The organism is Paenibacillus sp. FSL F4-0236 (genome assembly GCF_038000135.1).
In the GTDB taxonomy this organism is placed as follows: Bacteria; Bacillota; Bacilli; order Paenibacillales; family Paenibacillaceae; genus Paenibacillus_AQ.
In genome coordinates, this window is record NZ_JBBOBK010000001.1 from 215,376 (window position 1) to 241,735 (window position 26,360).

18 protein-coding genes and 1 riboswitch are annotated in these 26,360 nt (G+C 47.2%); of the genes, 14 read left to right on the plus strand and 4 right to left on the minus strand.

Annotated elements, in window-relative coordinates:
- Window positions 1–21: 21 nt before the first annotated feature.
- Window positions 22–813 carry an archaetidylserine decarboxylase gene (gene asd / locus NSQ29_RS00955; RefSeq protein ID WP_042191516.1) on the minus strand — a complete coding sequence of 264 codons (792 nt, stop codon included), beginning with the start codon at window positions 811–813 and terminating at the stop codon, window positions 22–24.
- 86 nt (window positions 814–899) lie between these two features.
- Window positions 900–1,994 (minus strand): YheC/YheD family endospore coat-associated protein, encoded by a 1,095-nt coding sequence (locus NSQ29_RS00960; RefSeq protein ID WP_341124108.1) that lies wholly within the window; start codon window positions 1,992–1,994, stop codon window positions 900–902.
- Window positions 1,995–2,232: 238 nt separating this feature from the next.
- Here NSQ29_RS00960 and NSQ29_RS00965 point away from each other — a divergent pair, with 238 nt between their 5' ends.
- The 5 genes from NSQ29_RS00965 (at window position 2,233) to NSQ29_RS00985 (ending at window position 11,721) form a co-directional block, all read left to right on the plus strand.
- Window positions 2,233–8,178 carry a WIAG-tail domain gene (locus NSQ29_RS00965; protein WP_341124110.1) on the plus strand — a complete coding sequence of 1,982 codons (5,946 nt, stop codon included), beginning with the start codon at window positions 2,233–2,235 and terminating at the stop codon, window positions 8,176–8,178.
- Between the two features lie 207 nt (window positions 8,179–8,385).
- Window positions 8,386–9,228, plus strand: coding sequence for a glycosyltransferase family 2 protein (locus NSQ29_RS00970; RefSeq protein WP_340972716.1), 843 nt, complete (start codon window positions 8,386–8,388; stop codon window positions 9,226–9,228).
- Entirely contained in the window at window positions 9,225–10,208 is a 984-nt protein-coding gene (locus NSQ29_RS00975) for a glycosyltransferase family 2 protein (protein ID WP_341124111.1), read from the plus strand. The genes NSQ29_RS00970 and NSQ29_RS00975 overlap by 4 nt, the downstream gene beginning before the upstream one ends.
- Window positions 10,205–10,942 carry a glycosyltransferase family 2 protein gene (locus NSQ29_RS00980; protein WP_341124112.1) on the plus strand — a complete coding sequence of 246 codons (738 nt, stop codon included), beginning with the start codon at window positions 10,205–10,207 and terminating at the stop codon, window positions 10,940–10,942. Before NSQ29_RS00975 ends, NSQ29_RS00980 begins: the two co-directional genes overlap by 4 nt.
- Window positions 10,943–10,989: 47 nt before the next feature.
- Window positions 10,990–11,721: a sugar phosphate nucleotidyltransferase gene (locus NSQ29_RS00985; RefSeq protein ID WP_042191506.1), complete on the plus strand. Its 732-nt coding sequence runs from the start codon at window positions 10,990–10,992 to the stop codon at window positions 11,719–11,721.
- 178 nt (window positions 11,722–11,899) lie between these two features.
- Here the strand turns inward: NSQ29_RS00985 and NSQ29_RS00990 are convergent, their stop codons facing one another.
- Entirely contained in the window at window positions 11,900–12,778 is an 879-nt protein-coding gene (locus NSQ29_RS00990) for an AraC family transcriptional regulator (RefSeq protein ID WP_042194468.1), read from the minus strand.
- A 270-nt stretch (window positions 12,779–13,048) separates the two neighbouring features.
- On the opposite strand from NSQ29_RS00990, the gene NSQ29_RS00995 reads away from it, so the two are divergent.
- The 6 genes from NSQ29_RS00995 (at window position 13,049) to NSQ29_RS01020 (ending at window position 20,521) form a co-directional block, all read left to right on the plus strand.
- A complete protein-coding gene (locus NSQ29_RS00995; RefSeq protein ID WP_340972714.1) occupies window positions 13,049–18,208 on the plus strand; it encodes a glycosyl hydrolase family 8 in 5,160 nt (1,719 codons plus the stop codon).
- A gap of 202 nt (window positions 18,209–18,410) precedes the next feature.
- On the plus strand, window positions 18,411–18,698 hold the full coding sequence (locus NSQ29_RS01000; RefSeq protein WP_042191504.1) for a hypothetical protein: 288 nt from the start codon (window positions 18,411–18,413) through the stop codon (window positions 18,696–18,698).
- A 24-nt stretch (window positions 18,699–18,722) separates the two neighbouring features.
- Complete coding sequence (locus NSQ29_RS01005; RefSeq protein ID WP_042191502.1) at window positions 18,723–19,067, plus strand: hypothetical protein; 345 nt, start codon at window positions 18,723–18,725, stop codon at window positions 19,065–19,067.
- A complete protein-coding gene (locus NSQ29_RS01010) occupies window positions 19,064–19,366 on the plus strand; it encodes a hypothetical protein (RefSeq protein ID WP_339243398.1) in 303 nt (100 codons plus the stop codon). The genes NSQ29_RS01005 and NSQ29_RS01010 overlap by 4 nt, the downstream gene beginning before the upstream one ends.
- 4 nt (window positions 19,367–19,370) lie before the next feature.
- The gene (locus NSQ29_RS01015) at window positions 19,371–19,787 is read left to right on the plus strand and encodes a hypothetical protein (RefSeq protein WP_339243397.1); all 417 of its coding nucleotides are present in this window, start codon (window positions 19,371–19,373) and stop codon (window positions 19,785–19,787) included.
- Window positions 19,788–19,993: 206 nt separating this feature from the next.
- The gene (locus NSQ29_RS01020) at window positions 19,994–20,521 is read left to right on the plus strand and encodes a GNAT family N-acetyltransferase (RefSeq protein WP_339243395.1); all 528 of its coding nucleotides are present in this window, start codon (window positions 19,994–19,996) and stop codon (window positions 20,519–20,521) included.
- Window positions 20,522–20,582: 61 nt separating this feature from the next.
- Here NSQ29_RS01020 and NSQ29_RS01025 read toward each other — a convergent pair whose 3' ends face one another.
- The gene (locus NSQ29_RS01025; protein WP_340972711.1) at window positions 20,583–21,062 is read right to left on the minus strand and encodes a DL-endopeptidase inhibitor IseA family protein; all 480 of its coding nucleotides are present in this window, start codon (window positions 21,060–21,062) and stop codon (window positions 20,583–20,585) included.
- A 258-nt stretch (window positions 21,063–21,320) separates the two neighbouring features.
- A riboswitch (purine riboswitch) is annotated at window positions 21,321–21,419 on the plus strand.
- Window positions 21,420–21,486: 67 nt separating this feature from the next.
- Between NSQ29_RS01025 and NSQ29_RS01030 the strand changes: the two genes are divergently transcribed.
- From NSQ29_RS01030 to wsfD, 3 genes are all read left to right on the plus strand, one after another.
- On the plus strand, window positions 21,487–22,824 hold the full coding sequence (locus tag NSQ29_RS01030; protein ID WP_341124113.1) for a 5'-deoxyadenosine deaminase: 1,338 nt from the start codon (window positions 21,487–21,489) through the stop codon (window positions 22,822–22,824).
- Between the two features lie 198 nt (window positions 22,825–23,022).
- Entirely contained in the window at window positions 23,023–24,915 is a 1,893-nt protein-coding gene (locus NSQ29_RS01035) for an LTA synthase family protein (RefSeq protein WP_341124114.1), read from the plus strand.
- Between the two features lie 8 nt (window positions 24,916–24,923).
- Complete coding sequence (gene wsfD / locus NSQ29_RS01040) at window positions 24,924–26,339, plus strand: glycan biosynthesis hexose transferase WsfD (RefSeq protein ID WP_340972708.1); 1,416 nt, start codon at window positions 24,924–24,926, stop codon at window positions 26,337–26,339.
- The last annotated feature ends 21 nt before the right edge of the window (window positions 26,340–26,360 follow it).

Sequence of the window (26,360 nt, forward strand, 5' to 3'; positions counted from 1 at the left end):
TTTTGTTATATTATAGCTTTACTAAAGCGGCCGATGTAGCGTCCCTAGCAATTCCCCCATCTTTACCTTCGTGTTGACCTCAAGCTTGGGTCTCGGGGTAAAAGTACCGCTCTCCATAAGTAGTACTACAGTAGAGCCGAACTCGAAATAGGCTAGATCATCGCCGATTTGCCACTCGGTAGCGTTAGCATCCGTATACCCGATGCTGCTGACGTTCATCGCGCCTACCTTTACTACTGCGGTTTCTCCGTAGTCTCCGGCGATATACGTGATAAGACGTTCATTGCGATTCAGTACGCCCTTCATATGTCGCATGCCGAAATCGTTGACAGGATAGGCTCGTCCACGAATATGATCACTCTCAACCTTATGTCCAGTAAGGGGAGAGTGAATCCGGTGATAATCCGTAGGACTTAGATAAAGGACGAAGAAAAATCCTCTCTTGTATAGCTCCAGATGCGGAGAATGATTCAGTAGATCCTCGATCTTATAATCCTGCCCTTTTACATTCATAATCGTACCAGAGGAAATGTCACCCATAGCAGTAATCATTGCATCTACGGGACTAACTAAAGCGTCAGCATCGGTTGCAATAGGCCGCATGCCAGGCTTCAGCCGGCGGCTGAAAAACTCATTAAGAGTGAGATATTCTCCAGGATTCTTCTCCGCTTGGGCGGAGGGGATTTGATAAGTCTTAATAAATACCGGGATTAGAAAACGGCTGAGTCTACTATGAGAAAAAGACCCCATTAACCGTGAAAGCCATCGGTGCGAGGATAGCTCGGTCATTAGCCGCAGCAATTGTTTTACCATGCCCATCTCCCTTCCATAATACAGCAGTACGGTCGTATGTGGCCGCCTTCTGCTCTGCATTATATTGACATAGAATAGGAGACAAATCAATAACTGTTATATATGAGGCTGTTCTTTTCTAGTAAAAAACGTGCGTATCCCATAGGTCTTCGGTAACTCTCCTTCCAAATCTCCGTAAGGCCGGCTTTGTGAAATCCATAGCGTTGGTCGCGGCCATTGCATTCTATGAAGAAGATGCGACCATCCTTTGTAATGCCTATATCCAGTCCGATATCGGCCAGCCCTGGAAGGTCTTGTTCGAGACAACGAGCTATAACAAGGCTAAGTGTTTCGACAGCTATACGGATATGGGCCGCTATTCCTCTAGAGAAGGCTTTTTCCAGCGCAAAGGAAGAGCTTAACGCTTCTCCTCCACGGGCTATATTAGAGACAAACCCCCCAGGGGGTGCTAGTTTAGCAAAGAGACCGGTAACCTGCCAATCGCCTCCCCAGCCACGTTGAACGGTGACGCGTAAATCAAAGGGACGTCCTCCAATCTCAGCAAGGGGAATACGCTCCTGCACGAGATAAGGGACAGAGGCAAGGCGTGCCCGGAGCATTTTTGGCAGCGCCCCCTGATATACGGGAGTACTTATCCAGCGCCGCATGGAGGGGGAGAGATAATTTAAGCTCCAGCGCTGAGGCCCTTTACGAACCAGTCGCATGACCCCATTCCCGATGCTTCCACGGCAAGGTTTAAGAATAAGATCGGGGTGACGATTCATCATTTGTTTGAGTCCAGATACGCCAGTTGTTGCTGGCAAAACCTCACGCAGCTCTTCATGCTGCTCAAGCAGTTCATGGATCTCATCCTTGCCGTATCGATTGCAAGTATTGTACACCAAAGGATGGTGCCGCAGCAGACGTTGCATTCCTGGGCTATTCTGGCTGTATATGGCCCGGTTATGGATGACAGTTGGCGTAGGAACTACTACGCTTTTATATCCATGAGATCCCTTTATATAGGCGGCGCTGAAGCCTGAGTCTGTATTGATGTCCGCGAGCTTCAGAAAGCAGGGGACTAAGCCGTATGCAGCGGCCGCCTCTTCATAATTGGATAGAGACTCCTGTCCTGTTTTTAGCCGGGGAACGCCCCGGTGCATATCGGCATTTAGTAGTATTCCAACGAGCTTATGCCCCATGTTTGTTCCTCCTGTTTCTTCGGTCACGTGATTCCCGTTTTACTACTCTAGTCATTGTATGTTTGTACCCGCATGTCAGGGTGGACGAATGCGCGGCGGCAGAAGCCTTTTTTTTAATATAAGAAATTAAAAATTTCATCAGAATCTTATAAAGGGCTTATCGCAAAAGGGTGTCATCAGCCCATACCGCTGCATATGATGCCTAGGAGAAACAATAGATGGAAGGAGGAGACTGCTTGTGAGGGGTTCCAAAAAAAAGCAGCCGCGCAGTCCACAAAAACGACTCTATTTTGTAGATAATCCCAATACAGAGGAACTGAGTATGCTGGATACCAAAAGCAGCTCTAAGGATTCAGGGAGTATCAGTGACGGAGTCAGCAATTCAGAGATTGCGGAAGTTCAGGTAAGTGGAGGAGGAGTAGCTGAAGTCGTTCAAGAGGAATCAATTTCCGTACCAGTTCTGCAACCAGAGCCAGAGCCTATAGTGGAAGAGCAGCTTCAGAAACAGGCGGATAATCTTCCTGAAACGATTTGGTTCGCTCCCGAGAAAGAACGGTTTCAGCCTGTTTATACAGATGATCTATCAGATGCAGCGGTTACTGGAGCCAAAATTGCTCCACGCACCATTGACGGTTCTAAGCTGAAGTTCGGCATTATTGGTACACCATGGCTGCAAGATTACGCTGTGCAGAGTATCAATATCGCGGACAAGGCAGTTACTTCTTCGAAAATCGCGCCTGAATCTATAGTGGGTGAGCATTTAGCAGAAGGAAGCGTTAGTGGTGGAAAGCTGCTGGATCATTCCATCAGTGGAGAGAAGCTGAAGAACGGTAGTATTAGTCCAGAGAAGCTGGCTGATCGGATTATAGGCGGCGGTCAAATTGCGGATAAATCAATTGAGAGCCGTCATTTGAGCGATCTGATTATTACGGCGGATCTACTGGAAGATGGCGCGGTTACTGGTGAAAAAATAGGAAGTAGCAGTATCACAGGCCGCCACGTGGCAAACGGGAGTATTGACCGTTCCAAGCTGGCTGAGGCAGCGGTATCTGGCGATATTATAGCCGATGGAGAAATAAGCAGCTCCAAGCTGGCTGATGCTGTTATTGAGGGGCGCCATCTTAGCGATGCTCTGATCACCGCCAGACATTTGGCTCCGGGAGCGATCGGTCCAGAGCAGCTTGCCAGCAAGCTGATTGGCAAGGGACAGCTCCAGCCGGGTGTGATCGAAGGTGCACATGTAGCGGATGGTGCTATTGGTTCCAAGCAGCTAGGTGCAGAAGTAGTGAGAAGCATCCACCTAAGTGCAGAAAGCGTACACGGTTCCCATATCAGCGACGGGGAAATAACGAGTCGCCACCTAGCTGACCGAAGTATCTCCTTTTTAAAGCTAACAGAGGGTGCGGTAGGTACTGCACAGCTGGTTGAACAAGCGGTCACCTCATCGAAAATCGCTGATCAAAGCATACTCGCACATAAGCTAGCAGATGAAGCTGTAACCACCAGACATATTGCCAAATCCGCCATACGCGGACCGCAAATCGCTATGCAAGCTGTTTCCTCTAATCATCTGGAACGTGAGGCTGTGAACCACTCCCATTTAGCTTCGGAAGCGGTAGGCTCGGAGCAGCTTATGGATGAAGCTGTGCATACGGATCATCTATCCTCTGGTGCTGTTACTGGAGAAAAGCTGGCTTCAGAGTCTGTGGGTGCAGAGCATCTGCGTCCACAGAGTGTTACATCCGCCAAGTTAGCGGACGGAGTGGTAAGTTCAGCTAAACTAGCAGCAGGATCGGTGATTGGAAGCACGATTGCTCGGGAAGTGGTGAGTGGGGAGCATATTGCTTTTTGTGCTGTGGAGGAGAAACATCTAGCAGATGCCAGCGTGAGCGGTCGTGCCTTGCAGGATGCTGTAGTGGATAAAGATCATCTTGCCACTGGAGCTGTGGAACGGAGACATCTCGGTGAAAATAGTGTGACTACCGCTGCGATTCAGTCCGGCTCGGTTTCGGGAGATAAGCTGGCTTCTGCTGCGGTAAGAGAGATTCATTTGGCCGCTGGAGCAGTGCAGCCACATCATCTGGCTGATCATGCGGTGACATCGTTAAAGCTGTCCCCCGAAAGTGTATCGACGGATAAAATTAGTGATTTGTCGGTCACTTCGGCTAAGCTTGCTGATGGAAGCGTAGATTCCAGTAAATTAGCAGTGTCGGCAGTTCAGGCAGAGCATTTATCTGTGAATGCAGTTCATTCAAAATCCATTAGCGATAGTGCGGTTCAGAGCAGACATATGAATCCGGGAAGTATCGGCGGGGCGCATATCCGGCCGTTGTCCATCGGAAATGGTCATATCATTCCTAATTCCATCTCTTCGATTCAAATACAGGAGGGCAGCATTAGCGGGTCTAAGCTGGCCAAAGGGGCTGTGGATTCCCAGCATCTTTCACCGGGCAGTGTAGACGGCAGCCATCTATGTATGGATACGATTGAAGGACGTCATATCGGGCATGGTGAGATCAAGCTGGCTCATCTAGCCGAAGATGCACGTAGTTCCGACTTGCTGCCAGAAGGCAGTGTTACCGGAGAGAAGCTCGCAGAAGAATCCGTAGATTCTATTCATCTAGTACCTGCAAGTGTAGACGGAAGTCATCTGAGGCTGGGTGCAGTAGAAGGTCGTCACATTCAGCATGGTGAAATCACACTGGCTCATTTGGCAGAAGAAACGTTTAGCTCTGAGCTACTGCCTAACGGTAGTATTACCGGCGAGAAGCTCGCTGAGGAATCCGTAGGTTCTATTCATCTCATGGCCGGAAGCGTAGATGGCAGTCATCTGAGCTCGGATACAGTGAAGGGACGTCATATTGGGCACAGTGAAATCACCTTAGCTCATCTAGCCAAAGATGCACGTAGCGCAGACTTGCTCCCAGATGGCAGTATTACCAGAGAAAAGCTGGCGGAAGAATCTGTGAACTCAAATCATCTTATACCTGGAAGTGTGAATGGCAGCCATCTGAGCCCGGATACAGTAGAAGGCCGCCATATCGGGTACGGTGAAATCACCTTAGCTCATCTAGCCAAAGATGCACGTAGCGCAGACTTGCTTCCAGACGGCAGTATTACCAGAGAAAAGCTGGCGAGAGAATCTGTAAATTCAAATCATCTAATACCAGGAAGTGTGGATGGTAGTCATCTGAGTCCGGACGCAGTGGAAGGCCGTCATATCCGAAATGGTGAAATCACATTAGCTCATTTGGCAAAAGAAACGCGCAGCTCTGAATTGTTACCCGACGGTAGTATCACCAGTGAGAAGCTGGCAGTAGAATCCGTAGATTCAAATCATCTAGTACCAGGAAGTGTAGATGGCAGTCATTTGAGTCCATACGCAGTGGAAGGTCGTCATATTCGAAATGGCGAGATTACGTTAGCTCATTTGGCAAAAGAAACGCGCAGTTCTGAATTGTTACCCGACGGTAGTATCACCAGTGAGAAGCTGGCAGAAGAATCCGTTAGTTCTATTCATCTTGAACCTGGAAGTGTAGGGAGTAGTCATCTGAGTTCGGGTGCAGTAGAAGGCCATCATATCGGGTATGGTGAGATTACAATGGCTCATCTAGCACCAGAGACACGCAGCTCAGAATTACTGCCGGACGGCAGCATTACCGGTGAGAAGCTGGCAGAAGAATCCGTTAGTTCTATTCATCTTGAACCTGGAAGTGTAGGGAGTAGTCATCTGAGTTCGGGTGCAGTAGAAGGCCATCATATCGGGTATGGTGAGATTACAATGGCTCATCTAGCACCAGAGACACGCAGCTCAGAATTACTGCCGGACGGCAGCATCACTGGTGAGAAGCTGGCAGAAGAATCCGTAGATTCAAACCATCTGGCACCAGGAAGTGTAGATGGCAGTCATTTGAGCTCAGGTGCAGTAGAAGGCCATCATATCGGGTATGGTGAAATTACAATGGCTCATCTAGCACCAGAGACACGCAGCTCAGAATTACTGCCGGACGGCAGCATTACCGGTGAGAAGCTGGCAGAAGAATCCGTAGATTCAAACCATCTGGCACCAGGAAGTGTAGAGGGCAGTCATTTGAGCTCAGGTGCAGTAGAACGACGTCATATCGGGTACGGTGAGATTACCCTGGCTCATCTAGCACCAGAAACACGCAGCTCAGAATTACTGCCGGACGGCAGCATTACCGGTGAGAAGCTAGCAGAAGAATCCGTTAGTTCTATTCATCTTGAACCTGGAAGTGTAGGGAGTAGTCATCTGAGTTCGGGTGCAGTAGAAGGCCATCATATCGGGTATGGTGAAATTACAATGGCTCATCTAGCACCAGAGACACGCAGCTCAGAATTACTGCCGGACGGCAGCATTACCGGTGAGAAGCTGGCAGAAGAATCCGTAGATTCAAACCATCTGGCACCAGGAAGTGTAGAGGGCAGTCATTTGAGCTCAGGTGCAGTAGAACGACGTCATATCGGGTACGGTGAGATTACCCTGGCTCATCTAGCACCAGAAACACGCAGCTCAGAATTACTGCCGGACGGCAGCATTACCGGTGAGAAGCTGGCAGAAGAATCCGTAGATTCAAACCATCTGGCACCAGGAAGTGTAGAGGGCAGTCATTTGAGCTCAGGTGCAGTAGAACGACGTCATATCGGGTACGGTGAGATTACCCTGGCTCATCTAGCACCAGAAACACGCAGCTCCGATTTCCTGCCAGATGGTAGCATTACGGGTGAGAAGCTGGCAGAAGAATCCGTAGATTCAGTTCATCTTGTACCAGAAAGTGTGGATGGTAGTCATCTGAGCCCGGGTACAGTAGAAGGACGTCATATCGCATACGGTGAAATTACCCTAGCTCATCTGTCAGAAGAGGTTCGTAGTTCTGATCTGCTGCCGGACGGCAGCCTTACCGGAGAGAAGTTGGCAAAAGCATCCGTAGATTCAAATCATCTTGTGCCTGGAAGTGTAAATGGAAGTCACCTGAGTCCAAGTACAGTAAAAGGCCGTCATATCCGGCACGGAGAGATTACTCTGGCTCATCTGTCAGAAGAGGTTCGTAGTTCTGATCTGCTGCCAGATGGTAGCATTCCTGGTAAGAAGCTGGAGGGTGGATCCATTCATGCTTTCCATCTGGCCCCAGGCAGCGTGTATGGGGGGCATTTAGCGGGGGATACGATAGATAGCCGTCATCTGCGATCTGGGTGTATCACCTTGAAGCATCTGTCAGAAGAGGTGCACAGCTCCGATCTGTTGCCGGATGGCAGCATAACAGGTGGAAAGATTGAAGGCGGAACTATCCAATCATTCCATTTGGCCCCAGGTAGCGTCTTTGGTGGGCATTTGGTAGAGGAAGCGGTGGATGGTCATCACATTCGATCAGACAGCATCACCTTGAAGCATTTGTCAGAAGAGGTCCGCAGTTCCGATCTATTGCCGCAAGGCAGTATTACTGAAGAAAAGTTAGCCGAAGGCTCAGTGAATGCTTTACATTTGCAGTCGTGGAGTGTGTACGGAGAGCATCTGGCTGACAAAATCGTAGAGGATCGGCACTTGCAGCCTGGTATCATCAAATTGGAGCATCTCGCAGATGAAACTCGCACCTCAGCGCTGCTTCCGGATGCAAGCATCGATGGAGCCAAGCTGAAGGCAGACAGTATTGATTCCGTTCATCTGATTGAGGGTAGTGTAGGCACGAAAGAGCTTCAGGACGAAGCGGTGGTTGCTTCGAAGATCTCTTCATTTTCTATTCAAGCGCGTCATCTAGAGGAAGAGAGCGTTCAAGATTATCATATTGCCCCCGGCGCAGTAAATGGGTTCCATTTGGCACCGAGTTCTGTAAATGCTGAGCATCTATCCTTCAGTCCGATTCAGACTGCAGGTAAGCGAGAAGCGCTTCAGCAGTTTGGAATGACAGCATTCATGTTCAATGGGGATGCTGAGAGTGTGGAAGTGACCGTATCGTTCGATGAGAACTTTGGTCATACCGGTTATGTGCTCGTCGCCATGACGAATCAACCTTACTTCTATGCTTCCTTAAAGAGCAGAGCCAATGGAGATGCAGTGATACAAGTGGTGCGACTGCGCGAAACTCCGCATTTCTATGGGGTCATCTCTTGGATTGCTATCGGCGCTCCATTAGCCAGACCGGCAGTGGATGATCGTGTGTTTGATTAATTCGCAATGATGATGTACAAAATGCTAAGCGCAGCCGATGGCTGCGCTTTTTGTTGTGTTGTCCTCCTAGCAATTAAGAGGGTGAGTACATTTGTCCTGTTTTCCACATGACAGGAGACAAAGGCCGTTACCCTGTTCGGCGTAGTACATAAACTGTGATGTAACCCTCAGCCTGACGAATAGGCTCTGTAAGGAAGGTGGATGAGCATGAAGCCCAAACGTACTTCTGCCCGCCGCACGGGACGGCGGGTCTCTCGGATCAAACGGCGGACTTCACGCCCAGTGCGGCAAGTCGCCGCAATCCCTATCGTTAACCATCCAAATCCCTATGTTTCTGTTATTATTCCTGCCATGAACGAAGCGAAGACCATTGCGGGAGTGATATCCGGAGCTAGAAGGGTCCATCCGCGCTGCGAGGTTATTGTAATCGTCAACGGATCAGCCGATCAAACGGCAGAAATTGCCCTTTCGCTTGGTGCGCATGTTATTTCCTATGAGTTGCCGCTGGGACACGACGCTGGTCGCAGTGTCGGAGCAGAGGTAGCTAAGGGAGAGGTTCTCTTGTTTACCGATGGAGATTTAGTGATTCCTGCCTCGGGGCTACGTCCTTTCGTCACCGCCATTAGTGGTGGCGCAGACATAGCGCTTAATGATTATTCCGGACCGGTAAGGAGACTTTCGCCCCATCCGGTGGTGCTGTCCAAACATGCACTTAATATTTTACTTGGCCGTCCAGATCTAAAAGGATGTTCGATGACGGCGGTTCCGCACGCAATCAGCCGAAGAGCGCTTGAAATCTTAGGGAGTCAATCATTATCTCGTCCCCCTCTGGCACATGCTCAGGCAGTTCTGAGTGGTTTACGTGTGGTAGCTGCTCACAAAGTGCATGTAGGGAAACTGAATGCGGTCAGACGTAAGGAAGATGGCACAGATCCTTTGCAACAGTTGATTACAGCAGATCATATGGAGGCTGTCACCCTCTTGCTTGAACACCGGGGAAACAGGGCGGGGTTCACCGACGGAACCCGGCGCAGAGAGATGGTGAGATGATGGTTGCTCTGTTACAAGTGTCTGGTAGCTCTGCCGTTCGACGAGGAACAGCAACTCGTACGGTAAAGAAACGTTCAGCATCTAGTCAGGCCAAAACAACACTGGCACCCCGCCAAAGGGTATCGAATCGTTCGGTAAAAAGAGGCATCCCTACCGCTCGGCCACCGATTCTGTCTCGGCAATCCAAGGTAGGTCGCGAGGTGCTGAATTTACCGAGCTTACGTGGGACCTTGTCAGTTATTATCTCCGCGCGTAACGAGGAGCAGACCTTGGGACGTCTGCTGCAACAGGTATCGCGGCTGGGACCTACTGAAATTATCGTCGTGCTTAACGGTTGCAGCGATAGCAGCTTTCCCATTTCCAGACAACATCGTCAAGCAATAGTTGTGCATTGTCCGGAGTCAGTTGGACATGATGTAGGGCGGGCTATTGGTGCGAAGCTGAGTCGAGGAGATATTCTGCTCTTCCTGGACGGAGATATGGTTATCCCTGCATCTCAGCTCGGATTATTCACAGCTGCTGTAGATGGTGGAATTGACGTGGCTCTTAATGATTTGGATCCACTGATGCCTTCTTTTGAATTATGCGATGATGTTACTCGCAGCAAGCTGTTTCTGAATTATGCTCTTGGACGGTACGATCTCGGAGTTAGCTCTATGACGGCTGTCCCTCACGCGCTTTCCCGGAGAGCACTTGAGACTATAGGCTACCGTGAATTAATAGTTCCTCCTAAAGCCCAAGCTCGTTCTGTATTAGAGAAGCTAAGGGTGGAGAAAGTTGGAACGGTGAATGTGATTAAGCATAATCGGCTGCGTCAAGCGAACATAGGCGCTGGAAATGCTGTGGAGAAACTGATCATAGGGGATCACGCAGAGGCTCTCCTTGAGGTGCTTTCCCGTCGAGATGATGGGGGCTTACTTAATAGCGAAACGCAGCGTGAATACCGCAGACAAGTAGCCGCTTGGAGGAACCGGATATGACGATGACTAGTATTATTATTCCGACCTACAACGCGTTGCCACTGCTGCAGTCCTGTGTGGAATCGATACGTGCTTATACTCCACTGCCTTACGAGATCATCGTTGTAGATAATGCTTCATCAGATGGAACGGATGCCTATTGCCGCGCGAATCGTATAACGTTTATTTCGTTGCCTGAGAATCGAGGCTTTCCATCCGCCTGCAATTTGGGTCTACTGCTAGCATCAGGGGATGAATTGTTACTGCTGAATAATGATGTGGTGGTTTCCCATAGATGGTTAACTAATCTGAAGAGATCGCTATATAGTGCTCCTGAAGTTGGTATTGTTGGGCCAGTGACAAACTATGCGAGTGGACGTCAACAGGTGAAGACTGATTATGAAAGTCTGTTAGATTTTCATAAGGCTGCAGAGATAACTAACCGTTCCAATCCTCAAAAATGGTTGGAGACTAAACGTTTGGTAGGATTATGTTTTTTATTCAAAAGAGAGCTACTTACTTCCGTAGGTCTGTTGGATGAGAGATACTCACCTGGACATTACGAGGATGATGACTATTGTTATCGCGCCAGGCTAAAGGGATACCGATTGCTCATCGCAGGGGATTGCCTTGTACACCATGAAGGAAGTGCGAGCTTCAAGCAGGTATACCACACCGGGCTACAGGAGCTGGTGGAACGAAATCGTAAGCTCTTTATGAACAAATGGAATGTGGATCCAACGAGTTTCATATAAAGTGCAGATCCGAAGGCAAAGGACTTAGATAAAGAGGAGGAAAGTAAGTGAAAGGAGTCATACTGGCGGGCGGAACAGGATCCAGACTTCAACCGCTGACCCGGCTTATGAACAAACATTTGCTTCCGGTCGGCAAATATCCTATGGTCTGTTACGGCATAGATCGGCTTCGCCGGGGAGGAATTACCGACATTCTTCTGGTCATCAGCAAGCAGTCTGCTGGTCTGTATACGGATTTTTTAGGCAGCGGTGCAGCATTTGGTGTATCTCTGACTTATAAGATTCAGGAAGCTGCTGGAGGCATTGCAGAGGCTCTCGATTTAGCAGAAGGATTCATTTTCCCTGGGGAACGGTTTGTCGTATTGCTTGGTGATAATCTGTTTATGGATGATCTGACGCCTTACGTGGAGAGCTATCTTCGGCAGCCTGAAGGTACAGCAAAGGTATTGCTGAAGCCGGTGGACGACGCACGTAGATACGGTGTTCCCGTGTTCGATAGTCAAGATTCTGCATGGATTGCTTATATCGAAGAGAAACCCGAGCATCCCAAGACCAAATTTTGCGTAACAGGTATTTATATGTACGATGAAGCTGTGTTTGACATCATCCGCCAAGTATCCCCTTCCAAGAGGGGGGAGCTGGAGATTACCGATGTAAATAATATATATGCTGCTAACCGCAGGCTCAGCTATGATGTTCTCAAGGATTGGTGGAGCGATGCGGGGACGTTCCAGTCTCTGCGGGAGGCGGGAGAGAAGCTGAAGGATGCACTGCCATAAGTGGCAGCGGTAACGTGGAGTGGCCGGCCTTGGGTCGGGCACTCCTTCTTTATAAACTATAAGAAAGTATATCTTTCACCATACTTTGCTTATATTTCTACGAGAAACGGGGGTCGTCCTTATGGACGGCTCCCGTTTTTTCTTGATTGGCGCAGCAGTCCGGACGAAGGACCTGATCTCAAGCTTGCGTAGAGATATTATCTTCATCAACCCGGTTCTGTTTGCGGTATTTGAGCGGTGAGGTTCCGGTCATGGTTTTAAATACTCTTCCAAAATGGGTCAGGTTACCAAATCCTGCACGCTCAGCGATTTCCGAAACGGTTAATTTGGAGTCCTGCAGCAGAGAGCGGGCTTCTTTCAGGCGGGTGTTATTTACATATTCGCTGAAAGTAAAACCGGTTGTGTCCTTGAACGTTCGGCTTAAATGGGAGGTGCTTATGGAGAACCTGTCCGATATGTATTCCAGAGACAGAGGCTCAGCGAAGTTACCGTTGATGAAATGGATGATTTGGGAAATTTTCTTATGGGTCCGGTTCGTTTCTACAAAATGCTCGTTTTGATCCGGAAGCTTTTTTCGTTGGATGAAGATCAGCAGCTCCATCAACAGGATTTTCCGATAGTAGTCGAAATTTGGAGGTCTCTTGGTGTCTTCATGAATCAATTTGCTAAAAAGATTCTCGACAAAGATCTGGTCGTTGCCGCTTAACTTGATCGCATTTGATCTGGAGTGAAAGCAGGAGAAGAGGTCGCATGGAAGAGGGCTGTCCGCAAAAAAGTCGCGAAGGAACTCCCTTTTAAACAATAAAGTAACTCTTTCGTACATCGTACCATTTACATTAATCAGTCTGTGCAGGTCATTAGCGTTAATGAACAATAAAACCCCGCTGACGATTTGAAAGGTTCGGTCTTCTATAAAATAGTACAGCTCTCCAGACACTAAGTAGAGAATTTCATAAGCATCGTGATAATGATTTGAAGGCATACTTGAGACATTTTTTTTCTCTCGGCTAATGTGAAAGGGATCAGACTTATAGAAGTTGATTTCCAGGGGTGTCATCTCCAATCCGGCGGGAATGATCCTCGCAGAAACATGATCCATACCTGAATCAATCGTATCACGTTCATTGACCTGTTGAACAGGATAGAAATTAAATAGCGGTAAAAGTAGAAAATCATTAACAATAACAAAATATGCAGAGATTGAATAGAAATGAATGCGCTATATTTACATATAAATCGTATTTAAGGAGGGGAAAAGAAAATCAGGGTCCGCTGCAAGTGAAAGTTAAAGCGCTTAAACTATTATCTGCGAAAAGAGGGAACGAGAGTGCAAAAGAAGGGTCATTTGAAAAGAAGGCTACACCAATCCATTTCTTTGTTGCTCGTGCTTATACTGCTGCCATTCCAGATTGCAAATGCTGCACCTGCACCAGATGCTGTCGGTTCAGATTCAATAACCGGTGTAAAGACGATTGCCGAATGGGTGTTTGATGAGGCCGCTGAAAATGTGGGGGTAATCTCGGCTACATACGGCATCTATGAGACAGCTTCTACTTTTCGCAATGTAGGCGGTGTGTTCGAGGATGTGGATGTAAGCAAGAAAGCGATCAGCTATCAGGGCTGGGACAATGGAAACGGGAAAAAGTATTGGCTTGCTACCGTGTCTACAACCGGGTTTGAGAAGATCACCTTATCCTCTGAGCAAAATTCATCCGGGTCAGGTCCGCGTGATTTTAAAGTGCAGACGAGTGTAGACCGACAAACGTGGGAGGATGTGCCGAATACGAATCTTAAAATGGCCGTCTCCAGTTTTGATTGCCCGGGAGATACCTGCAGATTGGTGAATACTCCCCTTCCGAACAGCAATGATCGGGAAATATTATATATTCGCTGGATCGTCAGCTCCGATACCAACACCAGGGGGAATGATGAGGGCATAGGGGGTTCAGGTTCCAGTAGAATCCGAAATATTAAGGTGTCCGGCGAGCCGATCCCGGGGAAAGAACCTGTCATTCCTACCGTAGATCTTGTCCAGCAGCCTTCAGACGGTTCTGGAAATGTGTCTCCCGAAGCTCCCGTTGAAATCAAATTCAACAAGGCCATTGCCCTTGATCCGGGTTATGCTGTCCGATTTGCCGATGAGAACGATCAACCGGTTGATCGGGTTACACTTGAAGTCTTAAACAGAGATACTTTGCGGATAAACCATCCTCCGTTGACTTATGGGAAGTCTTACACAGTAACTATACCCAAGGAGCTTATCAAGGGGGCAGATCTTGTGCCGCTAGTTCGGGAAGTTTCCTGGAGTTTTGGCGTTCAGGATTCGCCTCTTGCTCCAAAATCCATCAATATGACATTTAACGGAGATCCAAAGACGAGCATTGCTTTGGCCTGGTACACGGATGCAATGACGGATACCGTGGTACAGGTTATAGAAGCCTCAAAGGTTATGGGGAACATTTTCCCGGAGAACGGGGCTTTGACTTATCAGGGAGAGGCCGAAGAAATTGAGACCTTTATGAGTAAAAGCGACAGAAGTACGAACCATAAAACGAAATTTATTAGTCATAAAGTCATTGCAGATCAGCTTCAACCGGGAACAGCTTACAAATTTCGGGCAGGTAACGGCAAATCAGGTGATTGGAGCTCTATCGGCTCGTTCACTACCGATGCTGCCGGCCACCAGCCTTTCCGTTTTATCGCCGGTTCCGATTCACAGGCTTCCAGCAAGTCTGACTTTGAGCCTTGGGGTGATACCTTCCGGAAAGCAGTTGATTATATAGGCGACCCTAAATTCCTGATCAGCGCCGGAGATCTGGTGGATAACGGTGATTTGGAGGAGCAGTGGCAATGGATGCTCGGAGCAGCCCAGAATCAATTGCTGCAAGTGCCATATGTGCCTGTACTTGGCGGTCATGAGGTCATGGATTATGACGGAGACGAGACGACGCCGAATAACAACTTCTACAACCATTTCAACTTGCCGAAACAGGTTGTTGCGGATACTCATGAAGGCTCTGTGTATTCTTTTGAATACGGTGATGCACTCTATCTTGTCTTCAATTCGCAGTATTCGGGGGCACTTGCAGAGAATGGGAAAGAAGTGGAATGGGCAGATGACCAATTCTGGGACCAAGTGGCCTGGATGAAGAGTACGGTCGCCCGCAGCGACAAGAAGTGGAAGTTTGTTACTTTTCACAAAAGCCCTTATGCAGCAGGCGACAATTCTGCACAATGGGAAGACGATCGCGTCCAGTTTTACAAGAAATACCTGATTCCTGCCTTTGACGAGATGGGCATCGATATGGTGTTCGAGGCCCATGATCATATGTATATGAGATCCTTCCAAATGTACAATGATGAAGTTATTCCCAAGGAGAAGCTGACATTTGATGGAGAGGGCAATGCGCTCAACCCCAAAGGCACGGTCTATCTCATGTCTAATGCATTCGGAAATAAATTCTATTATAAGAACAATCAATATGAACTGGATGAGAATGGAGAACCCCGCGAGATTCAGGACGAAAACGGGAATCCGGTTCCTTATGATGATTACTTTGCAGCCATCGACGAACAGCCGGAGAAGAAGATGTTTACGGATGTTTCCATCACAGACCGGGTGCTTTCCTTTACAGCATATACCGCAGCCGTAGCGGATGAGAATCAGCCGGACACCGTTGGCGACGGCCTAAAAGCATATGACAAGTATGGGATCAAGCGAACGGACACCAAGCCGGACCCGGTTGAAGCGGTGAAGGTGAAATTGAACGGCAGCAAGGCGGTTCTGACCTGGAGTGCACCTTCCGCAAGTACAGAACCTGTAAGAGGATTCCGGATTTATGAGAAGAATGACAAGTTGAAGACACACTGGAGTATATATGTGCCAGCAGCGGAAGGTCAAACGGAATACACCTACACGGTAGATGATATCAATCCTGCGAAAAAATATGAATTTATTGTCAAAGCGGTCGGCACAAGAATCAATTCAGATCCGGTCGAAGTCAGCACAATCGAAGGTCCAAGCGAGTCGGAGCCGCCTTCAGCACCTTCAGATTTAAAAGGAACTGCGGTTTCTCCTTACCAAATCAACTTGAAATGGACGGCATCGGCCGGCAATATTCAGGCAGCGGGCTACAACGTATACCGCAACGGCAGCAAGGTCGGCACGACGAAGGAAATATCCTACGGCGATACCGGGTTAACTCCGGATACGGCCTATAGTTATACTGTGAAGGCCTATAATGCACAAGAGAAGGAATCGCTGGCGAGCAATACCGTTCAAGTAAAGACCAAACCTTCATCCACTGGAGAGGGTGTCCATAAGGCATTTCCGCAGCATACGTCTTATGTGGCCGGCTCCATTAAGCCGAATCACTTGACTCAGGCCCAACTGGACGCTACGGTGGGCAGATTATATAACGAGTGGAAAACAAAATATCTGAAACAAAATCCATATCAGTCAGACCAGTATTACGTGTGGTATAGCGACGGAGATTGGTTTGAGAATAACGAGATTACAGTTTCAGAAGCGCATGGCTACGGAATGCTGATTACCGCTTTGCTCGCGGGTCATGATCCGGAGGCTAAGAAGTATTTTGACGGGATGTATCGCTATTTCAGAGCACATCCAAGTGAAATCAATCCCGATTTAATGGCATGGCAGCAAGCGGATACCGGCACCGAAATTATTGATATCAATGGTGTGGATTCGGCAACCGACGGCGATATGGATATTGCTTACGCTCTTCTGCTTGCCGACAGCCAATGGGGCAGCAGCGGGGAAATTAACTACTTGTCCCAGGCCAAAAAGGTAATCAACGCTATTATGAAAAGCGATGTCAACCATTCCGAGTGGACATTGAAATTGGCGGATTGGGTCAGTGACAATGATTCCATGTTCGGCAATGCTACACGTCCTTCCGATTTTATGCTGCAGCATCTGAAAGATTTTAAAAATGTATCCGGAGACCTCAATTGGGATCGTGTTACCGATAAGACTTACAACATCATTAATAGTCTGTATGAAAATTACAGTCCCAAAGCCGGTTTGTTGCCGGATTTTGTATTCAAGGATGATACGGATGGGCAATACAAACCGGTAAGCCAGAAAATATGGGATACCCCGGATGGATACTTCCTGGAATCGGAAAATGACGGGGATTACAACTACAACTCTTCCCGTATTCCCTGGCGGATCAGTACGGATTATCTCCTGACAGGTGATAACCGGGCTAAAGAGCAGCTCAGCACGCTGAACCGCTGGATTCGGGCCAAGGCGGATAATGATCCGGCCAAGATACTTGCGGGATATAAGCTGGACGGCACGGAAGCAATCAATGATTATGCAGACACATCCTTCTCCGCACCGATGATGGTCAGCGCCATGATCGATTCATCCAATCAGGAGTGGCTGAATAAATTATGGGATTATAATGCGGCTGTTTCCACCGAAGACGATTTATATTTTGGCAATAATCTGCGTCTGCTCAGCATGATTGTGGCATCCGGCAACTGGTGGACGCCAACCATCGTTGATACTGAGGCTCCCATGGAACCAACAATAGAGAGAGCGGAAGCGGTATCCAGCTCTGCCATTGATCTAAAATGGACACCTTCCACGGATAATTTGGGAGTAACGGGATACAGGATTTACCGCAATGACGTTGAAATCAAGACCCTGGAGGCAACAGAATACAGAGATAGCGGTTTATCTGCGGATACCCAGTACAAATACTATATTATAGCTGTTGATGCAGCAGGAAATACGTCCAAGATAAGCAATGTGAGAATCGTATCTACATTAAAGGCCAGCGGGGACGGTAGCTCGGGCAACGGCGGAGGTGGTAACCCGACTCCAACGCTAACGCCGGCAGCTCCGAAGCCAAGTGAAGGTCCGTCGACAACACCGGCACCAACACCGGAACTGCAGCCCAAGAAACCTGTTTTCAGTGATATCGGCAGCCATTTGTGGGCCAAAGAGGCTATTGAAGCTCTGGCGGCTAAAGGAATCGTTCAGGGAACGTCGAGTACTTTCTTTGAACCGGGCGCCAAGATGAAAAGAGCGGATTTTATATTGCTTCTGGTCAGAGCGTTTGATTTAAAGGCTGGTTTTGAAGTGAGCTTCGCGGATGCCGATCAGGACGCATACTATTATGAAGCGCTGGGAATCGCCAAACAATTGGGCATTGCCAGCGGAGTCGGCGGCAACAGGTTCAATCCGGGAGCAGAGATTTCCCGGCAGGATATGATGGTATTCATCGTAAGAGCATTGCAGAAGTCAGGAAAATTAGCAGAGGCCGGTTCTATCTCCGACCTTGGCAAATTTGCGGATGCTTCCAAAGTGGCTGATTATGCCGTGAAGGCAGCAGCCGTACTGGTCAGGGAGGGCATTGTCCTTGGTGACGGGAAATTGCTCCATCCAACGGGAGCTGCAACCCGCGCCGAAACGGCGGTTCTCTTTTACAGAATCATCAATAAATATTATTAATCCAAAAGGCCAACAGCCGTTCCAATGGACCGGGCTGTTGGCCTTTTATTTTCCATTTACACGGCCTGTTGCAATTTTCTAAAGTATCCTGAGTCCGCCAATCCGCTTGATTAGAGACGTAACTTGCCTTTATATCCTCGGCACCGTCCCGGCTTCTGCCGCATATGCTGTAGCAGGGCGTTTGAGCAAAGGAGACATGAAGGTGCAGAATAAAATAACAAAAGTCCTGCAGCACATGGCCCATACGCACGAACAGATGGCGCGGATACTAGATGCCGAGCGCCACGTGGCTGTCCGTATGTCGCAAATTGTCCACGATCTGCCAGATGCAGATCCCGGTTTTGACGGTATCAGCGGGATGATCGAAAGCTCAACTCAAGTAAACAAGAATATTATTGCTTACTTGAATGCACTTGCAGATCTGGAAGAAGCGATGGCTGAAGGGGTAGGCAGAGTAATTAAGGAATTGAACGGCCAAGAAGAAGAGTAACGCTATAGGAGCAGGAGGCGGATGATGAGCAGAGAAAAGGCTTATCTGCAAATGCTGGAGTCGACCGCCACTATCCAGTGGAACATTGCAATGATTCTGGAAGCTAAGGCGGTTGAAGCTGAAAAGGTAAAACAGTGGGCACAACATCATATCCACGCTAGAGCTTTCGAATCTCATGAAGAGCAGCTGAAGGAATCCCTCTCCATTCACGAAGTTATCGTGGAAATGGTCGAAGGACTGACTAAACTGGAGAATGGACTCTACAGCAATTTAAAAGCAGTGCTGGGCAGTGGTGAAGATGATGGTGGCGGGGAAGGTTTTGGAGACATGTCAGGTGATGGGTTCAGTTTTGGAGAAGACAGCAAATGAGCGGGGGCCGTCTCTCTGAACATGCCGTCAAGCTGGAGATGATCCGCTCCATTTCGCGCAGTCAGGCTGCTTTGGCGGCCATCTTGGAGAGCATCGCCGAATTGACGGGGCAATCTGAGCTGACGGCCCGCAAATTGAGCGACAATATTAGAATCTTAAGTGGGTATCAGAGCGCGATGTGCCGGATGATGTCCGGGATTTCACTACATCAACCGAAACGGGGAATTCCTGCTGCGCCATGGCTGAGCAAGGCATACGCCGTAGGAACCTCCAGAGATCATGGAGCACAGGAGGAATAGAAGCATGAAGAAAAAGAGCCTTAGAACATTACGTTCAGGCAGAACCCGCAGACGCACACTGTTGCTCTCGCGGAAAACGAAAGTGCGTAGAGGTCTAGCCCGTAAACCCCGCAGAGGACTTGCTCGGAAAATCGTTCGTTATGGAAAGACGAAGAAAGGTCTTTTGGTACGTAAGAAAAGAAGGCTCCGCCGTAAGCTTGTTCGAAAGGTAAGGGTTATACAAGCACCAGTTCATGTAGTGCCGGTTATCGAGGCTCCACCTGCCCCACAGGTCATTCCGCTCCCCCCGGACCTTGGCGTTTCGCCGGAAACGCCACCGGCAGACGCCTTTCAGCAGGGCTACACCGAAGCATACAACGTGGGGTTCGACGCCGGTTTCGCCAAGGGTTTCGAGGACGGGCATAAGCTGGAGTTTAATTGAGCAGCGGCAGGTAAGTTAAGAGGAAGGGACCCGGAGATCTAATCTATGACGCGTTATTCTGATCTTTCGTGTCCCTCAGCTTAGAGGGACTGCATCCTCTCTGGAATCATCCTACTATCGGAATTTGTCTTCGAATATGATAGACTTCTAAAACGAGAATCTATTCAGAGGTTTTCAGATGTCGATAAGAAAGAGGGGATAGCAGGATGCAAGAAGGAAATGGGATCAGAAAAGCTAGACAGGATGAGATCGAAGAGATCATGGAATTGATCTCAAAATGTGTACAAGTTATGCAGGCCGCTGGAAGCGACCAGTGGGATGAGAGCTATCCGAATAAAGAGATTATCGAACTGGATATCGCACAGGGTACCTTATATGTATGTGAAGAAGATCAAGCTATCGCGGGTATTCTTGTACTGGATGAGAATGCTTCTGAGGAATATAAGAAGATCGAGTGGAAGCAAAATCAAGGGCCGCATCTGATTATGCATCGTTTAGCAGTTCATCCACATATTCAGGGAAAAGGGATTGCGACCAGACTAATTGCTTTCGCGGAGGATTACGCAGCGCGTAATGGTTACACAAGTATTCGGCTGGATACTTATGCGAAGAATACTAGAGCATTGGAAATCTATCCTCGCCTTGGTTATGACCATAGAGGTGAAGTGGGTTTTCCGAACCGCACGGCGAACTTTCCAGTATTCGAGAAGGTGCTGAAACCGGAACGTAGTTAGGAATCTTTAACATAAAAAAGGTTCAGAGGGTTAACCCTCTGGACCTTTTTTCTTTATTCCTTTAACGGCATGTCTGGTATCGAGTATCGGTATTTTTTTGATCCCGGTTAAGGATAAGAAGCCTTTTACCGGATACGCCGATCAGGTAACGAACGTTAACGATATCTTCATCGCTCATATCATCAATGGACAGAACTGCTGTAAGGCGTATTCTTGTTGATGTGCGACCCGTAACGGTGAGTCTTCTTGGGATAAAAGCAATGGTTCCTGTATCTCCCGATATTACATAAAGCCTGTTGTTTCTAGAAACGGTTTTTAAATTACAGAACATGGTGTTGCTCATTGTAATGCCCCAGTACTTTCGAAAATACGAAATAACCTTAGCTCTGGTACTGAATCTAACCGGCAGACGATAATAATCGGCGCCATCAACGCGGATCACTCTACGAGAATCGGCAGAATCGTAGACCTCGAACCATACTTTTTCAGCAGCGGCGATGAATGCTTGCAACTCATTTGGGGTTTGAGAAATTGTTGGCATTTGATCTCCTCCTCGCTATTACTTTATTAAAAGCGAAGCTATCGGTTCGGGTGATAGGACGAGTATAAAAGCGGAACTTAAGAAACATTGATAAGTAGTGTGGAAAATCATAATTTAAGTTAGGTTTTTTTACATACGAATAGAGAAAATCATTGTTTTTAATTGTGAATAGATCTAATCAAGAAATTTGCGTTAGTTTAAATAACTTTTGTTGACATTAAACCTGTCTTTGTCTTATGATTGATTTATTCAAATTTGGAATAGAATAGCTTCTCTTTTCGTATATCCTTGATAATTGGTTTAAGGGTCTCTACCGGAAACCGTAAATTTCTGGCTACGAAAATATGCTACGGCATATTTTTGTGGCCTTTTTGTGTTACACCGTGAAACGGCAAACGAATGAACAATGAGGGGGATAAGGACAATGGGGAGCATTCTGATCAAAGATGCTGAGATCATTACAATGAACAAACAGGAGGAAATTATTGTCGGGGATGTTCGAATTAAGGATGATATCATCGTAGAAATCGGCATTGGTCTGATCCCGCAGGGAGACGAAAAGGTCATCGATGCCACGAACCGTACGTTAATTCCCGGTTTTATTCAGACGCATATTCATTTATGCCAGACGTTATTCCGTGGGAAGGGAGATGATCTGGAGCTTATGGACTGGCTGCGTAAACGGATTTGGCCGTTAGAGGCGGCGCATGATGAGGAATCCCTTTATTATTCGGCGATGCTCGGTATTGGAGAACTGATTTCCAGTGGAACTACTACGATTGTTGATATGGAGACTGTTCACCATACGGACTATGCTTTTCAGGCCATTGCTAAAAGTGGTATACGTGCTTTATCCGGTAAAGTAATGATGGATCAAAAAGGAGGAGATGTGCCTGAAGCACTGCAGGAGGATACCGCTTCTTCTTTACAGGAAAGTGTGGATTTGCTTGAAAAATGGAATGGCTATGGCAATGGACGGATTCAATATGCGTTCTCTCCGCGTTTTGTAATATCCTGCACCGAACCCTTGTTAACCGAGGTACGAGATCTCTCCGCAAGGTATGATGTGAAGGTGCACACCCATGCTTCTGAGAATTTAGGGGAGATTGAGATTGTACAGGCGATGACCGGGATGCGTAACATCGTCTATCTGGACCATCTAGGATTAGCTAATGAGCGCTTAATACTGGCGCATTGTGTATGGCTGGATGCTGAGGAGCGGCGCATATTGCGGGATCGTGGAGTTCATGTAAGTCATTGCCCTGGCTCAAATCTGAAACTAGCCTCCGGAATTGCTGATACACCGGGGATGCTCCATGATCATGTGTCACTAAGTCTGGGTGCTGACGGTGCACCGTGCAATAACAATCTGGATATGTTTAATGAAATGCGGCTCGCGGCAATTATTCAGAAGCCTCAACATGGACCTACAACGATGGATGCCCGCAGTGTATTTCGTATGGCAACTATAGGTGGGGCAAAAGCGGTAGGGATGGAAGATAAGATCGGTAGTATCGAGGTGGGTAAAAAAGCAGACCTAGTGCTCCTGAATCTCTTCAATTTCCATACCTTCCCCTCCTACGACGTTGATCCCATCTCTAGAATTGTATATTCTGCTACCCGGGCAGATGTGGAAACTACGATTATCGACGGGGAGATCGTGATGGAAAGAGGTCTGCTGAAGACTGTAGATAAGGAAGTTGTGTTAAATGAAGCGAACCGTTCTATTAAAAGATTGCTTAAGTGTACTTCAATCGTCTGAAGATTGATCAACTCATAGTTAACAGGGATGTTCCAATGCCGAAAGGGCAGCGGGGCATCTCTTTTTTTGAGTGGAAGATAATTCTACCATTTTGATAAAAAAAGTAAGTATTGTTATACTAGAACAACCTGATATTTTACAAATTACTAGAATAGATTTGATATTTCGAACAAATGAACATGTAAGAGGGGATTATAAGTGAAAAAGCAAGGGCCGGATCGCGCCCATTTTTTTATCGTTGTTATATTGTTATGGTTAAAGCTGTTGCTTCTGAGAGTGTTGTTCTTTGATAGAATTGCATGGGAATGGATTGCAGCGGATGTAGCGCCAGTCCTTTTTATTATGGGGATTTTAACGGTGATTACGCCATCTAGGGTGAGAACAACCGTCTATTGGATATTTAACGGCTTTTTATCGCTGTTGATATTCGCAGCTGCTGTATATTTTAATCACTTTGGTTCTGTTCCAACCTACCTGGCCTTATCTGAAATCAATCAGGTATTTCAAGTGAAGGCAAGCGTAGAATCTACCATAAAGAGTATTGATTACTTATTCTTTGCGGATTTTGTCATCTTCGCTATCTATGGTTTGATTCGCAGATGGAAACAAGGAAAGACCTACCTGCGTGAACGCTTTAGTTCCCGGAAGACAGGATTCGTGCATGTGGTGGTGATTCTGGTATCCATTATTGGAGGTTTTTCTTTATCGGCATATTCTGTCCACTCTGCACGGGGGATTACAAATGAGCTTGTACAGGCGGAAACTGCCGGATTTCTAAATTATGAAGTCGTTGCAGCGATTAAGATTAATGAAGATAACAATCTCATTGGAACGGGTGATATTAAGGATACGATTGCGAAGGTTGACGCGCTGCAATCTTCCTATCCATATAGTGACAAGCCAGCGGGTACGACTCCTGATTATTTTGGCTCACAAAAGGGTAAAAATGTAATTGTGCTACAATTAGAAGCTTTTCAGAATTTCCCACTACATCAATCCCTGGATGGTCAAGAATTGACGCCAGTCATGAATAAGTTAGCGGATGAGGGCTTTTATTTTCCTCATGTTTACCAGCAGATTGGTCCAGGGAATACATCTGACGCTGAATTCATGAGCAATACGTCTATTTATCCGATTGGTACTTTGGCCATGTCTACCGGATTCGGGGACAGAGAATTGCCAAGCTTACCACGACTGCTAAGAGATAAAGGGTATGAGGCATACACCTTTCATGTGAATAAAGTAGGGTTTTGGAATCGGAATGAGCTATATCCGGCGCTTGGGTTTAATGGTTATTATGACAAAGATTATTTTACGAATGATCATTTTAATGCGTTTGGTGCTTCCGATGAACAACTGTATATTACGGGTGTCGAGAAATTGACAGAGCTGAAGAAGAAGGGAACTCCCTTCTACGCACAGATGGTGACAGCATCCAGTCATCATCCTTTCAAAATCCCAGATTCCTTTAAGAAAATCACTGTGCCTGATAATTTGAAGGATACGATGCTTGGTGATTATTTGACTGCTATAAACTATACTGATTATGCCATAGGTACTTTAATAGAAGGTTTGAAAGAAAATGGATTGTGGGATAACACGGTTCTGGTCATGTATGGCGACCACTTTGGCCTGCAGCCTCAGGACGTTCCGCCAGAGCAAGTGGAAAGTGCACTTGGTGTTCCATATGATTCCCGGATCAGCCGCTTTAATATTCCACTCATTGTGCGTGTGCCGGGAATGGAGCAAGGAAAGGTAGTAGAGCGTACGGGAGGACAACTAGATATCCTTCCTACGATAGCTAATTTAATGGGTGTTTCACTACAACAAGAAGGTTATACAGCCTTTGGTCATGACCTGCTCAACATTGATCGTAATGTGTTAGGGATGAGATATTATTTGCCTTCCGGCTCCTTCTTTAATGATGACATTCTCTATGTCCCTGGAAAAGGATTTGCAGATGGTGAAGCTGTGTCGCTGGATACGCTCAAGCCGGTAACGGACTTCTCGAAATATCAGAGCGATTATGAGTATGTATTGAAGCTAATGAATTTGTCCGACGAATATGTGAAGCTGTTACCACAGAGATAGGGGGAATCATGAAAAAGTTCTGGAAACCGGAGTATCTCGTAAGCCTTGCCGGCTGCGGTCTCATTATTTATCTGCTATTCGTAGGACCTTTTATTGGGGTTGCTGATAATGGAGATTTCCTGCGTATGATGAATACCATCGGTCTGAACTACTATGATACTGCAGCATCGTATACCGACCAGTTTTTTAATTTTAGCCATTCTCGTTTTGCGTATGAGAATTTGTTTAGGGGCTTCTATCCTTCTTCACAGATTTTGATTGTGCTTGTACCGAGGTTGATCGGCGGGCTCATCCATGGCAGCTTTTTTGATGTTAGATTGCTCGGTGCAGTTTACGGTCTTCTTTTACTGGTGGCGACCTGGCTGCTGGTGAAGTACAATGCTCGCGGCTCTTATGTTACGGGGCTGCTGCTAGGTGCAGCTCTTTTGTTTGTATTCTATGATATTGGGTATTTGGCATACTTTAACTCCTTGTTTGGAGAACCGGTATCGATGGTGTTTATGCTGTTGACCTTTGCACTGGGGTTAAGACTCACTAGCCAAGAAAAGCCTACGACTAAGGGGTTAACCTTATTTTTTATTGCGATACTGTTTCTGGTCACCTCCAAAATTCAGAATGCGCCGATTGGGATTGCCTTTGCATTGATCTTCCTGCGGTTTATGACGCTTGATGGTGAGCGAAAATGGAGAAAGCTGGCCTTACGCTTTTCGATTGCGATATTTCTGGTATCCATCGTTATGTACGTGACGGCGCCAAAAGAGCTGAAGCATATTAACCTGTATCAGACTGTGTTTTTTGGGATATTAAACGAATCACCAGATGTGAAGGGAGATTTGCAGGATCTCGGATTGCCGGAGCGGTTGGAGGTACTTGCGGGCACGAATTATTTTCAGACCGATACAGTGATCAAACAGGATGATCCTTCGCTGGTACCGGATTTCTACGACCGGGTATCCCATAAGGATGTATTGTTCTTCTACTTAAAACATCCAGGACGGTTAATAGATAATATGGAATATGCTGCTAGTAACAGTATGGCGATTCGTCCTTATTATCTAGGGAACTATGAGAAGAGTGAAAATAAGCCAGCAGGTGCATTATCGTACACTTACAGCGGGTGGAGCGAATTCAAGAACAAGCATATTCCGCATACGCTCGGATTTCTCACTATATTCTATCTGGTGTATTTTGCCGTGGCGGTGTTCCAATATTTCCGTAGTCGGGATGTTCGGGGAAGAGTTGCTGGTGAACTGCTGATGTTATTAGGACTGATAGGGATTTTCTCCTTCCTGGTTCCGATTCTTGGGGACGGAAGGGCTGACATTGGTAAGCATTTATTCTTGTTTAATGTGTGCTTCGATATGATGGTTGTAGTCATGTTCGGATGGGTTGTACACAAGGTAGTGGGAATTGTAAGACGTTAATTTATGGAACAAATCAAACAG

Coding starts and splice junctions, on each gene's coding strand:
- asd (WP_042191516.1), bottom strand. CDS start 813: ATGGTAAAACAATTGCTGCGGCTAATGACCGAGCTATCCTCGCACCGA.
- NSQ29_RS00960 (WP_341124108.1), bottom strand. CDS start 1,994: ATGGGGCATAAGCTCGTTGGAATACTACTAAATGCCGATATGCACCGG.
- NSQ29_RS00970 (WP_340972716.1), top strand. CDS start 8,386: ATGAAGCCCAAACGTACTTCTGCCCGCCGCACGGGACGGCGGGTCTCT.
- NSQ29_RS00975 (WP_341124111.1), top strand. CDS start 9,225: ATGATGGTTGCTCTGTTACAAGTGTCTGGTAGCTCTGCCGTTCGACGA.
- NSQ29_RS00980 (WP_341124112.1), top strand. CDS start 10,205: ATGACGATGACTAGTATTATTATTCCGACCTACAACGCGTTGCCACTG.
- NSQ29_RS00990 (WP_042194468.1), bottom strand. CDS start 12,778: ATGACACCCCTGGAAATCAACTTCTATAAGTCTGATCCCTTTCACATT.
- NSQ29_RS01005 (WP_042191502.1), top strand. CDS start 18,723: ATGAGCAGAGAAAAGGCTTATCTGCAAATGCTGGAGTCGACCGCCACT.
- NSQ29_RS01010 (WP_339243398.1), top strand. CDS start 19,064: ATGAGCGGGGGCCGTCTCTCTGAACATGCCGTCAAGCTGGAGATGATC.
- NSQ29_RS01015 (WP_339243397.1), top strand. CDS start 19,371: ATGAAGAAAAAGAGCCTTAGAACATTACGTTCAGGCAGAACCCGCAGA.
- NSQ29_RS01020 (WP_339243395.1), top strand. CDS start 19,994: ATGCAAGAAGGAAATGGGATCAGAAAAGCTAGACAGGATGAGATCGAA.
- NSQ29_RS01025 (WP_340972711.1), bottom strand. CDS start 21,062: ATGCCAACAATTTCTCAAACCCCAAATGAGTTGCAAGCATTCATCGCC.
- NSQ29_RS01030 (WP_341124113.1), top strand. CDS start 21,487: ATGGGGAGCATTCTGATCAAAGATGCTGAGATCATTACAATGAACAAA.
- wsfD (WP_340972708.1), top strand. CDS start 24,924: ATGAAAAAGTTCTGGAAACCGGAGTATCTCGTAAGCCTTGCCGGCTGC.